At 45.6% G+C, this 14,017-nt stretch carries 12 protein-coding genes; 5 read left to right on the top strand and 7 right to left on the bottom strand.

The genetic code is table 11. The annotated features are described in order from the left end of the window. Positions 1 to 69: 69 nt before the first annotated feature. Positions 70 to 1,407: a sensor histidine kinase gene (locus AC1VYS_RS04220; RefSeq protein ID WP_482913131.1), complete on the bottom strand. Its 1,338-nt coding sequence runs from the start codon at positions 1,405 to 1,407 to the stop codon at positions 70 to 72. Continuing rightward, a complete protein-coding gene (locus AC1VYS_RS04215) occupies positions 1,400 to 2,098 on the bottom strand; it encodes a response regulator transcription factor (RefSeq protein ID WP_482913130.1) in 699 nt (232 codons plus the stop codon). Before AC1VYS_RS04215 ends, AC1VYS_RS04220 begins: the two co-directional genes overlap by 8 nt. Positions 2,099 to 2,258: 160 nt before the next feature. On the opposite strand from AC1VYS_RS04215, the gene AC1VYS_RS04210 reads away from it, so the two are divergent. Both AC1VYS_RS04210 and AC1VYS_RS04205 read left to right on the top strand, forming a co-directional pair. Beyond that, positions 2,259 to 3,071 carry a TVP38/TMEM64 family protein gene (locus AC1VYS_RS04210; protein WP_482913129.1) on the top strand — a complete coding sequence of 271 codons (813 nt, stop codon included), beginning with the start codon at positions 2,259 to 2,261 and terminating at the stop codon, positions 3,069 to 3,071. A gap of 106 nt (positions 3,072 to 3,177) precedes the next feature. After that, a complete protein-coding gene (locus AC1VYS_RS04205) occupies positions 3,178 to 3,786 on the top strand; it encodes a GNAT family N-acetyltransferase (RefSeq protein ID WP_482913128.1) in 609 nt (202 codons plus the stop codon). 135 nt (positions 3,787 to 3,921) lie between these two features. Here AC1VYS_RS04205 and hemG read toward each other — a convergent pair whose 3' ends face one another. The 4 genes from hemG to AC1VYS_RS04185 all read right to left on the bottom strand — a co-directional run bounded on the left by hemG (position 3,922) and on the right by AC1VYS_RS04185 (position 9,408). Beyond that, on the bottom strand, positions 3,922 to 5,490 hold the full coding sequence (gene hemG / locus AC1VYS_RS04200) for a protoporphyrinogen oxidase (RefSeq protein ID WP_482913127.1): 1,569 nt from the start codon (positions 5,488 to 5,490) through the stop codon (positions 3,922 to 3,924). A 24-nt stretch (positions 5,491 to 5,514) separates the two neighbouring features. Beyond that, positions 5,515 to 6,732 (bottom strand): TIGR04053 family radical SAM/SPASM domain-containing protein, encoded by a 1,218-nt coding sequence (locus AC1VYS_RS04195; RefSeq protein ID WP_482914903.1) that lies wholly within the window; start codon positions 6,730 to 6,732, stop codon positions 5,515 to 5,517. A 258-nt stretch (positions 6,733 to 6,990) separates the two neighbouring features. Then, the gene (locus AC1VYS_RS04190) at positions 6,991 to 8,151 is read right to left on the bottom strand and encodes a cobalamin-independent methionine synthase II family protein (RefSeq protein WP_482913126.1); all 1,161 of its coding nucleotides are present in this window, start codon (positions 8,149 to 8,151) and stop codon (positions 6,991 to 6,993) included. A 147-nt stretch (positions 8,152 to 8,298) separates the two neighbouring features. Continuing rightward, entirely contained in the window at positions 8,299 to 9,408 is a 1,110-nt protein-coding gene (locus AC1VYS_RS04185; protein WP_482913125.1) for a winged helix-turn-helix domain-containing protein, read from the bottom strand. A gap of 380 nt (positions 9,409 to 9,788) precedes the next feature. On the opposite strand from AC1VYS_RS04185, the gene AC1VYS_RS04180 reads away from it, so the two are divergent. Continuing rightward, positions 9,789 to 9,869, top strand: a complete 81-nt coding sequence (locus AC1VYS_RS04180) for a putative holin-like toxin (protein ID WP_464681272.1) — start codon at positions 9,789 to 9,791, stop codon at positions 9,867 to 9,869. 163 nt (positions 9,870 to 10,032) lie between these two features. Here AC1VYS_RS04180 and AC1VYS_RS04175 read toward each other — a convergent pair whose 3' ends face one another. Then, positions 10,033 to 10,602 carry an SF0329 family protein gene (locus AC1VYS_RS04175; RefSeq protein ID WP_482913124.1) on the bottom strand — a complete coding sequence of 190 codons (570 nt, stop codon included), beginning with the start codon at positions 10,600 to 10,602 and terminating at the stop codon, positions 10,033 to 10,035. Between the two features lie 324 nt (positions 10,603 to 10,926). Here AC1VYS_RS04175 and AC1VYS_RS04170 point away from each other — a divergent pair, with 324 nt between their 5' ends. Beyond that, positions 10,927 to 13,086, top strand: a complete 2,160-nt coding sequence (locus AC1VYS_RS04170; protein WP_482913123.1) for an ATP-binding protein — start codon at positions 10,927 to 10,929, stop codon at positions 13,084 to 13,086. After that, entirely contained in the window at positions 13,083 to 13,769 is a 687-nt protein-coding gene (locus AC1VYS_RS04165; protein ID WP_482913122.1) for a response regulator transcription factor, read from the top strand. The genes AC1VYS_RS04170 and AC1VYS_RS04165 overlap by 4 nt, the downstream gene beginning before the upstream one ends. Positions 13,770 to 14,017: the final 248 nt, after the last annotated feature.

The following is a 14,017-nucleotide window of genomic DNA, read 5'->3' as shown; positions in this document are numbered from 1 at the left end:
TACATCGAATAAGCGAAAATGTTTTATTTATGTCCAAACTGCCCTACTCCCCATGGCCTGTATTAACTGTTACTTCGGATCTTCTTTACTGAGAATAACAGGCAATTCAATCTGTAAAATAAAGGTGTCCGCTTGCTGAGATATCTTCAGTGTCCCGTTATGCTGTTCGATTATTTTCTGACAACTGACCAGTCCAATCTCATTGCTGTCCTTCGTTTTATCAACAGATCTAACCCGGTTTCGAGCGGTTATGATCAACGTCTGCAGCTTAAGGGATAACTCGATATCGACTGGATGAGAACGATCCGCATACTTCTTTATATTGGAGAACATATTATCGAACACACGGCGAATGGCTACGAGATTCATCTCTAGTAAAAAGGGCCGTTCCGCATGCTTCTGCTGCAAGTGAATATCGAAACCTTCCATTACGGCCAGTTGCTCATCCAGGAGCTGATCAATCAACTCCCGCCCATCATAGATTTCGAATTCCACTTCCTCTTCCTCTGATGCAGAGGATACTGTGAAGTACTCGAACAACTTGTCTGATAAAATTTTGATCTGGAACGCCTTTTCCCGGCTGTTGTGAATATACTTGTGCAGATCCTCTTGTGTCTTGTATTTGCCCAGCTCAATAATGTCCATGTATCCAAGTAGAATCGTGAGCGGTGTGCGCAAATCATGAGAAATTGCCGTTATTAACTCTCGATTCGCCGTTCTCACCCGTTCCTCACTGCCAAGCCGTTCCACAAACGATTTGCGCATCTCGTCGATACTCCATGCCAGCGATGACAACTCGTCTTTACCTGATACAGTAATCTTATAATCCAGATTGCCGCCTTCCAGTATTTTAATCTCACGCTCCAGCTTGCCAATATACGATATTTTCTGATTAATGATGAGCAGGAAGGCAAGAATGAACGCAATCAATGCGATGAATACCGTCAAGATCAGAAGCAGGTTATAGTATTGATATTCATAGAAGCCAACCAGATAAATCTGTGCCGTCTGATCGGCAAACTGCACGGTTGTAATCGGTGTTCTGGACGGTAAAAACTGAGTTAACAGCTCTTTGTTAATCGCAGGATCAGCTTCCGTGTTGGATGCATAAATCAATTTATCCTGTTCAAATATGAATAGCTCCAAATACCGCTCCCCACGAATCCATTCCGAGAGCCTTTCATGATTCTGCGAGGACAAGTGCTCACTGCTAACCATGGTCTGGAACCGTTCCAGCGCATCCCTTTGCCTGTTTTCGATAAACGTCGATTTGCTTAGATAACTGTCCAGCGCTGTTTCGCCAACCACCTGCAAGACGATGAATGTACCTACGGAAACGAAGAGAGAGAGAATAAGTGCAAGTACCAGCTTGAGCTTCAGTTTTTTCCCGATAAGCAGTTTATTCAACTTTGTACCCCTTCCCCCAAACCGTCTTCACATATTTAGGTTGCTGCGGGTCATCTTCCAGCTTGTTTCTCAGATTACGAATGTGAACCATCACGGTGTTATTACATGTATAAAAATAAGGCTGTTGCCACACGCTCTCATAGATATTTTCGGCTGAGAACACCTTTCTTCGTTTCGATGCCAGCAGTAACAAAATTTGATACTCAATGTCGGTCAGCGAGATTTCTCGTTCGCCGATAAATACGGTTTTGGCATCCTGATGAATCGTCAGATCCTTCACCACAATGTGCTCGGATTCCTCAACCTTCTCCTTGCCCCGGTATACATAATATCTACGAAGCAGCGCTTTGACCCTGGCCACCAGCTCGGTATATGAGAATGGCTTGGACAAAAAGTCATCGCTCCCCGACGAAAATGCCAATTGTTTATCTGAATCCTGTGTTTTCGCTGTAAGGAACAGGATCGGCGCACTGGTTTTTTCACGAATCTCCAGACACGCCTTCAGTCCTGACTTATTGGGCATCATCATATCCAGAATAATAAGATCGGTCTCTTCTGTTACTTTATCAATCGCATCTTGGCCGTCTACGGCTTCAATGACTTCGTAATTTTCACTTTCTAGTAAAATCTTTACGATTTCACGAATCTCACTGTTGTCGTCTGCAATCAGAATCTGCTTGTTGTTATTCATTCGAAATCCCTCCGTTCATTTCAGTATAGTTTGCCAGTCTCATCAGAGCCAGCTCACCGGGACCTCCTTAAGAATTCTTCAGAAGTTAGGTAGGTATCTCTTCATGATTTCGTTTTATACTATGAATAGTGAATGTCATTACAAAAAGGGGTCTTAAGTTATGCCGAAAATCTCAAAACGTATCGTGATGAAAGTATTGCTTGGTCTGATCGCTGTCGTGTCCGCGGTTCTACTGATCTATTATGCACCAGCGATCATCAAAATCATGTCGTCGATGGAAAACTTCAGAGCTTATATTCATTCAACGGGACATTGGGGCCCGATCATGTTTATTTTATTTCAAATTCTACAGATCGTCGTTGCACCTATTCCCGGAGAGATCGTACAGATAGCCGGGGGATATATCTACGGTACCGCACTCGGTTCCTTCTATACAACGGTCGGTCTGATTTTAGGGTCAGCCATCGCCTTCTATTTTACTCGTTTTATCGGTCGTGATTTTGTATCGCGCCTGCTGCAGAAGCAAAATGGGAAATGGATTTCTTTCATGCATGATGAGCGCAAGTTTGCTATCTTTTTATTTATCTTTTTTGTAATTCCGGGCTTACCAAAGGATATGCTGGTATTCGTTGCCGCGCTGACCTCCATTAGCTCCTTGCGTTTCTTCATCATTCTGCTGGTAGCACGAGTGCCATGGATTGTCGGATCGGCTATGGTAGGTTCAACGATTCAAACACAGCAGTATACGATCGCTATCATCATATCCGTTATTGCTGTTGTCGGTTTTGTACTCGGATATATTTACAAAGACAAGTTAATGAACATTTTCTCCAAAGCGGATAAAACGGATAAGACCAATGAGGTTATAGAGATCAATGAAATTAGCGAGACAAAAGAAGTCAGCACAACGATCAAACCCAAAACTGTACCCGCTATAGTTAAGTCGAGAGACTTGGCACCCAAAAAGGGATAAACTGTATTTAATTTTTCATGATCTAACATCTTATTGCACCATTCAAAAAACGAAATAAGGAGCAGATGCCATTCATCTGTCTCCATCATCATTGGAGGAATCATCTATGCAAACGATTGAAACTGATCGATTAATTTTACGCAATTTTGCCGCATCGGACGCTGCCGGGTTACTCGAATATACTGCAAATCCGCGGGTCAACTGCTTTATGGATCAACAGCTGACAACGCTAGAAGACGCCGTTGCAGAGGTCGAAAAAAGAAGCAAGGACGACTCCCATATTGCTGTGTGTTTGAAAGACAGTAACGAAATCATTGGAGAGCTGTTTGGTATGACAGAAGGTCATGATCCAAATTCAGAATCAGGTTCGGATTCAGGTTCGGAATCCAATTCAAAATCGGATCCCGATACGTATAGTATCGGCTGGAATTTCAATGGAAGGTTTGAAGGAAAGGGATATGCCAGTGAGGGTGCTCGTGCTTTCATGCAACATCTGTTTATGGAACAGGACATTCGGAGAATTTACGCTTATGTCGAAGACGATAATTTCCGTTCCCAGAAGCTGTGTGAGAAGCTGGGCATGCGCAGGGAAGGGCTGTTCCTGGAGTTTATTTCTTTTGTGAAAAATGAAGATGGCACGCCGAAATACGAGAACACGTATCAATATGCGATATTAAAAAAAGAATGGCTGGAACACCAGGCTGCAGCCGAATAGTAGATCTATTGATTCATCACGTGAGTTGATTTATGGAGTGAATTATTCAAGCACAGGCAATAGCACCACCTAACTATAAAAAAAGCGGTAGCCTCTTTCCGACTGAATTTCGGGACAGGCTGCCGCTTCTTATGTTTATCTAGTGTCCAACAATGTGCCAAGTACTTTCTCCGCCATAGCCTTACCTTGAGAGATACAGTCCGGTACGCCAATTCCTCGGTATCCCCCGCCGCCAACGTAAACCCCTGGCATAACGTCTTCAAGCATCTGCTCCACCTCAGCGATTCGTTTCAGATGCCCGACTTGATATTGGGGCATGGACAGCGGTAATCGGTTAATCTCTGTAAAAACAGGCTCTGCAGAGATACCCATCGTCTCCTGTAATTCTCGGCGTACTTCGGCAATGATATCGTCATCCGCCAGCTGATGACTTACGGGGTCACGACCGTATTTCCCCACATAAGCTCGCAAAAGAATGTGGCCTTCCGGCGCTGTGTGTGCCCACTTGGACGAAGTCCAGGTACAGGCCGTAATTTTGCGTTCTTCCTTACGTGGCACAACAAAGCCCGCTGCATTCAGATCAACACCCACATCCTGCTTGCGATAAGCCAGCACAACGTTCATCACCGAAGCATACGGGATGGAACGCAGCCGTTCTGCAATCGGCTCTTGCTCATGTGCGAGTATGTCCGCTGCTGCATACGCTGGAGTTGCGATCACTACCGCATCTGCTGCAAGCATCGTTCCATTGCTAAAATGAATCTTATAACGCCCACGATCTTTTTCTTGCCCTGAGCCCTTATTCTTATCTTTGGTTTGCTCTTGTTCCTGATCTGCCTTCGTCACACGAGAGATTTCCGTATTTCGAATCAAATGCGCTCTCGTTGATAAAGCTTGCTCTAGTTGTGTCACCACCCCCTCCAAACCGCCACTTGCACTCATAAACATACTTCTTGCAGCCGTGCCCGGTGGTTGTGAAGCAGGTTGGGAAACTGAACGGGTTACCGAATGGGTTATCGGTTGAGCTGTCGGCTGGGTAGCTTGCTTTGGAGCTCGGCTTTTTCTCATACCCAACATGCCCACGATCAGGCTGCGATGTTTCTGTTCCGTCTCTTGCAGCATCGGGAAGGTCGCCTGTACACTTAGTCCGTCTGCATTGCCAGCATATATACCGGCCAAGAGCGGCTCAGCGATCTGTTCCAGCACTTCATCACCGAGTCGTCTGCGCAACAGATGCCCTAGCGACTCATCCTCCCCGCCAGGCCGCCGCGGCAACACAAGATCCGCCGCCGCTCGCATCTTGCCCCGCAGTGACAATAAACGAGTTGTTACGAAGGGTTTCCACTTCGTCGGCACACCGAGCATAAAACCATCCGGAATCGGATGCAGTTTATTCCGATAGGCGATGTAGCTATGCGACACCCCTGGACGCGTACCAACGAGTTCTTCACCCATACCGAGCTCCTGCATAAGCTCAATGATGGATGTTTTCCGTGCGAGAAAAGAATCGGGCCCCCGTTCGATCACAAATCCTTCCCTTTTACCGGTGTGCACATGTCCACCGAATCGATCATTTTTTTCAACAATAATAAGTTCTACTGTAATCTCATTCGCTCTGCAAAACTGTTCAATATAATAAGCTGCGCTCAATCCGGTAATCCCACCGCCAGCAATAACAACTTGTTTCGTCCGTTGATTGTCCATGCTACACTTCCCGCCATATAAACTTTAACGCACCGCCACCGGGGTATAGGCACAGGAAGGATCACTGGCCATATAATCTCCCGTCATTGCGTACGCTCTTGCTCTGGAGCCGCCGCACATCGTTTTGTACTCGCAGACTCCACATTTCCCGTTCAATTTCGACTTATCCCGCAAGGTCTGCATCACAGGTGACTTTCGGTACACCTCAATCAGCGACTCATCCTTCACATTACCGCACACCACAGGCAAGAAACCGCTAGGATAGACGTCCCCCGTATGACTGATGAACACAAAACCATCTCCATCATTGACTCCTTGCGGTGCACGTCCCAGCATATCTTTGCGTTTGGCGAAAACCGAGGCCAGCCCCGAGGTCTGCTCTAAATTCTGCCGTGAGTTCTGCTCTACATTTTGTCCCCAGTTTGATTTTGAGATTTGCTTCAAGTTCTGCTCTGAACCCTGTTTCGCTCCTGTTGCTGTCCGTTGCTGCATCATGACCCGTCTGTAGTGTGGCGCCTCCGTTGATTTCACGCCGTAAGGCATCTCATGAGCAAGTTGCACCATCCACTTCATGATTTGCTCATGCTCTTCCGCTGTGATCATATCTTTCTCCTGAGCCCTGCCTGTCGGAATGAGGAAAAACAGACTCCACAGCACAACGCCCATCTCTTTCACCTTACGGCTGATCGCCTCCAGATCGTGAAGATTATAACGGGAAACGGTGGTGTTAATTTGAATCGGAATGTCTGCTTCCTGCAAAAATGTGATGCCTCTCATTGTCATGTCATACGAACCTCTAGTTCCGCGAAAATGATCATGAATTTCGGCCGTTGACCCGTCCAGACTGAATGCCCAGCGGGATAAACCAACCTCTTTGGCTCGCGTAATCGCCGCTTGTGTGACTTTAGGGGTGGCGCTGGGTGTCATGGATACGGGTAGCCCCTTCTCCCGGATCGCATAGTCCGCCAGTTCAAACAGATCTGGTCGCATTAAAGGATCACCACCCGTGAAAACAAATAACGGCTGCTCCTCCAAAGCGGCGATATCATCAATCAGCCTTTTCCCCTGTTCGGTGGTCAGTTGACGCGGATCGGCCCGATGCTGAGCCTCTGCCCGACAATGTACACATTTCAGTGCACATGCCCGGGTCACTTCCCAGATCACGATGAACGGATATTGGGTATAGTCGCGTGGCTTTAACTGCGACCTTAACTGCTGCATTTGCGCCTTGATCTGTGGCATCGCCATCCATTTTCCCCCTATCTACATGCCATTAAGTGTAGATCAGATGTAAGGTCAGGAAAGTGAGAAGAATCACAATGAGGACATAACCGTCACAAGTCAACGAATTCGCCAATATAAAAAACGACCTCTCCCGAATTGTGTTCGGAAAAGATCGCCGTATAAAGGCATCACGTATGGTTGAATCTCGCTCCCCATTTACGAGGCATCCTCTATGTCTATGTCACGCCCATGAAAATATCTATCTTATGATGTGGATTAGCTTCCCCAGTATTGCTTCGCAATCTGCTGCCCCTGGTGAATCTTCGCCCACTGCTGGGCTTCGCTCAATTCGTTCCCGCCATCACAGGAGGCAAAACCGCATTGGTGAGACAGTAGCAGCCTGTCCTTATCAATGATCTTGGAGGCTTCGTCCAGTAGACGAACCACGCGCTCCTCATCATCAAGTGTACTTGTTTTGGAGGACAACAATCCTAGTACAATTTCCGTATCCGGTCTGTCTTTGAACACTTCCAGCGCTTCAATGGAACCGGCGCGGTCATCATCCCACTCCAGGAAGAAACGGTCATACTTCAATTGCTTCAAGAACAGATTCGCAATCTTCACATACGATCCGCCGCCCATATTACGGGAATCATAGTTCCCGCGGCAGTTATGTGTCCACATTTTCAGACCCAGGCTATGACCGAAGTCAATGACCGTATTGTTGATATCAATAAACTCCGTGGCGAGGCCCTGTACTTCCTCTTGATTAATATGCTCTCCGGTAAACGGCGAGTTCGGATTGTCGTCTGCAAACAACTCCCACAGGCAGTCATCCATCTGCAAAATCGTACCGCCCGCATCTGCAAACTCCTGCACAAATTCCGTATAAGCACTCACCAGACCCGCTTTCAGTTCCTGTGTATTCTGGTATACTGCGTCCTTACCCCCAATGTTGTCCGACCAGGACAATTCACCGAAAATATGGGATGGTGACGGAATGCAAAGTTTAGTCTGTTGATCACCCGCTTGTTCTTGCAACTGCTTGAACAGTTGAATGAAATGATGATTCTTGCCGCTTAGTTCACCTGTGATACGTAGTCCAATATCTTTGCGTGTTTCATATTTGGAAGTGCCGTCCACATCCCGGAAAAAGTACCCATGATCCGCAATATAACGCTCCACTCCGCCAAATCCCCACACAAAGTCGAGATGCCACATCGATTTGGAAAATTCGCCGTCCGTGATAACAGACAAGTCGTTCTCGATCTCTTTTTGGATCACTTGTTCAATCGCTTTCGTCTCACATTGCTGGTATCCTTGAAAGTTTTCATAGAATGGATACTGGATATCATCCCGGTGTTCAATCTGTGTTTTATATGTCAGCAGCTCTTCCGGCCGCAATAAACTGCCTACGATCTGGAACTTGTCAGTCATGTAAATAACCCCCTCGTTGTATATGATTATCATATCACGCGGAGAGGGGTTAGAAGAGATACCAAAAAAGTATGACTGGTTATAGTTTCAAGCTATAACAACTGGGGAACAAACACATGTATGCTCTGCAATTTTGATGTTTAGTTTTTAGTCTTTTCCCTCTATTGAAATCATCTCACAGTCATTGAATATTGCAAACCGCTCGAAACATTCCTTCACCACGGCTACAAGTTCTTCGGTTGGCTGCATGCCTTTTTCGTACCAGACATGTTTAACAACAAGCCTTCCAGATTTCCGTTCCACGATAATCTCGGCTCTCCCAATGAACCGGTCTCCATACAGTAAGGGCAACACATAATAACCAAATTTCCGTTTGAGAGCTGGCGTATAGATCTCCCATTTATAGTCGAACTCAAACAATGCATAAATAAGCTTTCTATCCCACATTAAATTATCCAGTGGAGCAATTAATTCGCAACGCTCTTGTAACTCCGGATTTTGCAGTATGTGTTCAATCATAGGTAAGTCTTCTGTCCGGCAGTATAAACGTTCCTTGATTTGTTCTACCTCAACAGCAATAATGCGATCCTCCAGCAATAGCTCATGAAAAGCCCTGTTCCGCTGCTCTGTCTTTAACCCCCATATATTAAGCCAGGCATCGGATGCACGATTCCACAGTAAACCAACCGCACCGATTCGGCGCAATACTCTCCACTTGTGATGATCTAATTCGTTCAATAACGGTTCCGGAGCGTGCAATAAATCAGATTGTATGTGCTTCTCAGCCAGATCATAATATTTACGTGTTCCTTTTTTATGATGGATAACCAGTTCACCTGTCGAATACATCTGCTCCAACACCGAGCGCGAAACATTGTTCCCACTACTCCAGTGAATGGCTGAACGCCAAGTGAAATCTCCTTCTAGTTGCAATGCATTTAATTCATTCGAACTTACCGGACCAACTTGCTGTATATAATCCCGTACTTGCCTTGTGAGCGTCTCCATCTGGGGATAGCTTTCGGCATGCTGTCTGGCCGCTTGTCTGTACCGTTCGAAATAAGGCCAGTCCTCAATAGAGATTATAGCTAGATTCTTATCGGGATAATCCATCAGTAATCGATCTTCATACAATAACTCTTCGAGCATGTTCTTGCTAAATCCACGAATGCGTGACTGCAATACTAACTCGGCATTTTTTCCACAGATATCGATAGGATCATATTGAAGGCAACCAACCTGTCTTGTAAATTCCATGACCCCTGACTTTCCGACATATTGATGCTCCCCCAATAACCCATGCTTTAACAATAAAAACCGCCTGGCTTGCCGTCTGGTTAATTGTATCATTGGACGTATTCACCCCTTAACAAGTTCAACCTCCGAACAAAACGTATGTTCTTATTTTATTCTAACTTTTTTTGAAGTATGAAAACAATATGTAGTACATAATTACAATAAAAAATCCAAATTTTGTTGGATTCCTGGCTAATAGGAATACAAAAAGGAATCATTAGTCTTTACCTTTATTGCCATTATCGTGCACCTATGAAAATATGTATTATGGTATAATTACGTAGCAATGGAAAGGCTGATATGGGCGGTCGGCTAATCTCCCGGAAGGGAGGTGATGCCTTGTGACAGTGTTTGAAGCGATTATGCTAATGCTAACCTTCGGTTTGCTAGTTGTAGCGCTACTGTCCGATAAACACAAGTAGACCGCCCCCCTTGCAAAGGTCGCGGTCTACTTGGTCGTGTATCCTCTTGTTTGAAGCCCACCGCCCTTAAAAGCGGCTATTGTGCAAAGAGTCGTGTTACAGCACGGCTCTCTTTGCATTATAAGCTGTTTATAAGCTTAGTATAACATGTAATATTCAAATTTCACACCGTCCTACGGCGCAGTTCGTAAAAATACTGCACGGCAGAATGCTTCATTTTAATCGAATCCGACATGTTCAGAATCCGCTTTTTGCCCACCCGTCTGTCGATCAGCGCCAAAATATTGAGCAGAATGTCATTGCTCTCCAGATTGTCCTCGATTGAAGTGGCCAGAAACGTAGTGGCTACCGCAGTGAAATTCGATTTGCTCAACGCGGTCTGAGCCGCCAACAGCTCTTTCGCATGAGATGTGCTTTTTCTACCTCGCACCATGATCTCAAGTCGTTCTTCCGGCACAGCCCCTTTCGTTTCTTTACGAATGGCTTCGATCTCTTCAAGACTTACAGGAATGACAATATTCGGATCATTTTTGATCTCCTGATCGTTTTTATACCACTGAATGGGCGTCGTTGTATCTACCATATTGAGGATGTTTTTCTGATCCACAGTCAGGTAACAGCTCCCCGATCTATCCGGCAAAAAGCGATAGCTGGTCGCCCGATATGCTACTGTTCCAGCCAGTGCGGGGCTAAGAAAACTGTCTAATTGTTGTTTTAATTTACTCCAGGACATAGTTCCTCCTATGATTGAACCCGTTCTATCCGCCGGGAAGCCTACCCGAGCGAAAATTATCTCGATTATAACACAGCCTGACGAACTAATAACCCCGAGAGCTTATACATGTCTATTCTCCTTGACCCCACCTGAAAAGCTTCTACCTTCATTCAAGTATTCTTCAATAATCCAGTCCTCCTGCTCTCCAAAACGTATATTAGAAAAATTTAACTTCACTGAAAGGAGGTTTTTATCTCCATGACTCACACATTTTCTTTTGTTGATGCTATCATGAAGATATTCAAATATTTATAGCGAATTTTGTAGATTGGGGTCAACTTCATGTTCAGGGATATTCTGCGAGTCAGTTCTCGTACGATCTTGCTTCACATCATTTTTGTCGTTGTTATCGGTTTGGTCATAAGCTACGCCATCATGTCTGCACCAGAATCCCCTCCCATTCGAAGCGAAAAAGGCCTACTCGATTTAACTCAGGATCACATTCGTACGAATCCTGTAAAGTTAGAGGGGGAATGGACATTTTACTGGCATGAGTTGCTTTCGCCTGAGGATATACGGAACCGGATCGAAAAGGGTGTGCTGTCTGACCGATATATCAATATCCCTGGATCATGGTTAGGCTACCGATTGGATGGTCAAGAACTTACAGGAGAAGGCTTTGCCACTTTTCGTCTGCTCATTAAGCTTAGCGAGCAGGACAGCAATGAGCGACTTGCGCTGCGGCTACCTACCATTTTCCATGCTTATAAACTATGGGTAGATGGAGAACTGCTTACAGCAGCCGGTACGGTTGGTCAGGACAAAAGTGACATGACACCGCAACTGGCAACAAGACTGGTGTTCTTTGAGCCCAAGAGCGACACGGTAGAACTGGTCATGCAAGTATCCAACTTCTATCATAATCGGGGCGGTATCACCAAGGAAATAGAACTAGGTGGCAGTAACGTATTAACGGTCCAGACTAAGCTGAAGGTTGCCGCAGATATGTTTATAACGGCAAGTCTGCTCGTCATTGGCATATATAATCTAATGTTGTTCTTGCTCCGTCGTCAGGACAGAGCGCCGTTATACTTTGGTTTGTTTACCTTGTTGTTTGGCATCCGATCCTTGCTGAACGGCGAGCTGATGTTTACACAATTTTTTCCTGATTTCCCGTGGGAATTGCAGTTTAAAATGGAATATCTGACTCTTTGTCTTGGTGGGTATGTCATTACCAAGTATTATGAATGTATTTTCCCGAATTATGTCTCGCCCTGGTTCCGTCTTGGCAGCCGAATCGCGACGGGATTGCTATGCCTAGTTGTTATCGTAACGCCTGCACTGATCTATACCAAATTGTTAATGCTGATTGGTGTGGTCGTTGTTCTGCATATGGCATATCTAATGGTTGGGCTGGCCAAGGCGGCCAAGCGGCGGTTGGAGGGAGCCCTGGTTTTCCTACTCGTATCGGTGGTTGCTTTAATAACGGTGATTAACGACTTTTTATATTTCAATGAGTGGTCGCCAATTGGAAATACTTCACCAGCAGGTCTGTTGATATTTACGATTGCACAGCTGATTCTACTCTCTTCCAGATTCACAAGGGCTGCAACAAACGAGGTACGGATTGCCCGTGAGCTTCAGGAAGCGAATGACAGGCTTACCGGTATGAACACCAATCTGGAGCAACTCGTGAAGGAACGCACATCTGCGCTATCGGCAGCTCACGAAGACCTGCGTACATCGTATGAGCAGTTACTTCGCTCAGAGCATGGAAGGAAGAAGCTCCTCGCCTATATTACGCATGATTTGCGACTGCCGCTGTCCAGCATGCTCGGTTATGTCGAAGCTGTAAAAGACAGGGTGAAACCGGAGCGCGATGAACAGTACCTGAAGTATATCCGTGATAGCACGATACGGATTAATCATATGATCGGTGAGTTGTCCTTCTTGTCACATCTGGAGACAGGACAAGTAGAATATCACATGGAGCCGGTTCATGCAGCCGACTTCTTACATCGTTTTTTTGAACAATATGAGCTGGTTGTGCTTGATGCAGGATTGGATTTCACACTGGACATCAGAACAGGGGAAGAACACCACTCTGACTTTCCGATCATTAAAATGGATGAGCAAAGATTAGAGCAGGCATTGTTTAATCTCGTATCCAACGCAATGAAGTTCACCTCTACTGGCGGAAGGATATGTCTTGCTCTAGCCGTGGACGAGACAGAAGATGACCCTTGTGTGATCATTAGTGTACAAGACTCTGGTATGGGTATTCCGCCGGATCAACTTGAGCAAATCTTTGATCGTAATTACCGATATGATCGGCCAAGCACGGACATGAAAGTAGAGGGCAGCGGACTCGGACTCGCGATTTGCAGAGAAATTGTGCAAGCACACGGAGGAAGCGTTCATGCAGACAGCGACGGCGAGACGGGATCAATATTTTATATATCGATGCCACTGTATTCAAAAAGCAGGAAGGTGACCGCATGAAGGACACGTACAAAATTATGATCGTCGATGACGATCCCCATATTTGCGAGATTGTTCAGGCGTATTGTGAACGAGAAGGTTTTAATTCTTTTTATAGCCATACCGGGACAGAAGCCATGCAGCAGCTTACAACATTTAACCCGGACTTGATTGTGCTGGATGTCATGCTGGCGAACGAAAACGGCATTGACTGGTGCAGGAACGCAAGAGGTTATACCGATGCGCCGATCTTGTTTCTGAGCAGCCATGAGGAAGATGAGGTAAAGATCAGCGCATTAACGGATGGCGGCGATGATTATGTGACCAAGCCGTTTAGTCCAGGCGTACTCATGGCCAAAATTAAGGCACATCTTCGCAGAGTCTCGTCAAGTAGACGTGAACAACTGTTGGAGTTATCAGGAATGACACTGGATTTCTATGCACAGTCCGTCAACATAGGCAATAAACCGATCTTTTTATCCAAAAAAGAATTTAGTCTCCTCTCGTATATGGCACAACATGTGAATCGGGTTATCTCTGTCGATACGTTGTTCAATCTCGTCTGGGGTATGGAAAGTCTAGAGGATACGAGAACAGTCGCTGTACATATCAGTAATCTGCGTAAAAAAATAGAGGATGATCCTCTCCATCCGGAGAGAATTATTACGATTCGGGGAGCCGGGTACATGCTGGCCTCGTCATAACTATTTTCATATTTCAACTCGGCTTTAGTATTTTCAACTCAGCGATTTGCTGGCTAGACACACCTTTAGCCGCATGTTGCCAGAATAAGCGCAAGACGTGGACTGGAATCCGTGGTCAATGTGCTTGACCCTTCCGGTAACGTCTTTTTGTTTAGCAGAAAATAAAAAAGAATTGTCCTTTATGCCGTTATTTCTGCATATTAAAAAAAGCCCAAGCGGTCATCCCGCTTGAGCGATTTGGAAATGGA

It is taken from the genome of Paenibacillus sp. G34 (genome assembly GCF_056856875.1).
Note: the sequence above shows the minus strand (reverse complement) of the source record. Positions and strands in the feature narration are given on the sequence as shown.

Excerpts from the sequence above, each read along its gene's own strand:
- AC1VYS_RS04175 (WP_482913124.1), bottom strand. The coding sequence starts at position 10,602 with ATGTCCTGGAGTAAATTAAAACAACAATTAGACAGTTTTCTTAGCCCC.
- AC1VYS_RS04170 (WP_482913123.1), top strand. The coding sequence starts at position 10,927 with ATGTTCAGGGATATTCTGCGAGTCAGTTCTCGTACGATCTTGCTTCAC.
- AC1VYS_RS04205 (WP_482913128.1), top strand. The coding sequence starts at position 3,178 with ATGCAAACGATTGAAACTGATCGATTAATTTTACGCAATTTTGCCGCA.
- hemG (WP_482913127.1), bottom strand. The coding sequence starts at position 5,490 with ATGGACAATCAACGGACGAAACAAGTTGTTATTGCTGGCGGTGGGATT.
- AC1VYS_RS04195 (WP_482914903.1), bottom strand. The coding sequence starts at position 6,732 with ATGCCACAGATCAAGGCGCAAATGCAGCAGTTAAGGTCGCAGTTAAAG.
- AC1VYS_RS04215 (WP_482913130.1), bottom strand. The coding sequence starts at position 2,098 with ATGAATAACAACAAGCAGATTCTGATTGCAGACGACAACAGTGAGATT.
- AC1VYS_RS04190 (WP_482913126.1), bottom strand. The coding sequence starts at position 8,151 with ATGACTGACAAGTTCCAGATCGTAGGCAGTTTATTGCGGCCGGAAGAG.
- AC1VYS_RS04165 (WP_482913122.1), top strand. The coding sequence starts at position 13,083 with ATGAAGGACACGTACAAAATTATGATCGTCGATGACGATCCCCATATT.
- AC1VYS_RS04185 (WP_482913125.1), bottom strand. The coding sequence starts at position 9,408 with ATGGAATTTACAAGACAGGTTGGTTGCCTTCAATATGATCCTATCGAT.
- AC1VYS_RS04210 (WP_482913129.1), top strand. The coding sequence starts at position 2,259 with ATGCCGAAAATCTCAAAACGTATCGTGATGAAAGTATTGCTTGGTCTG.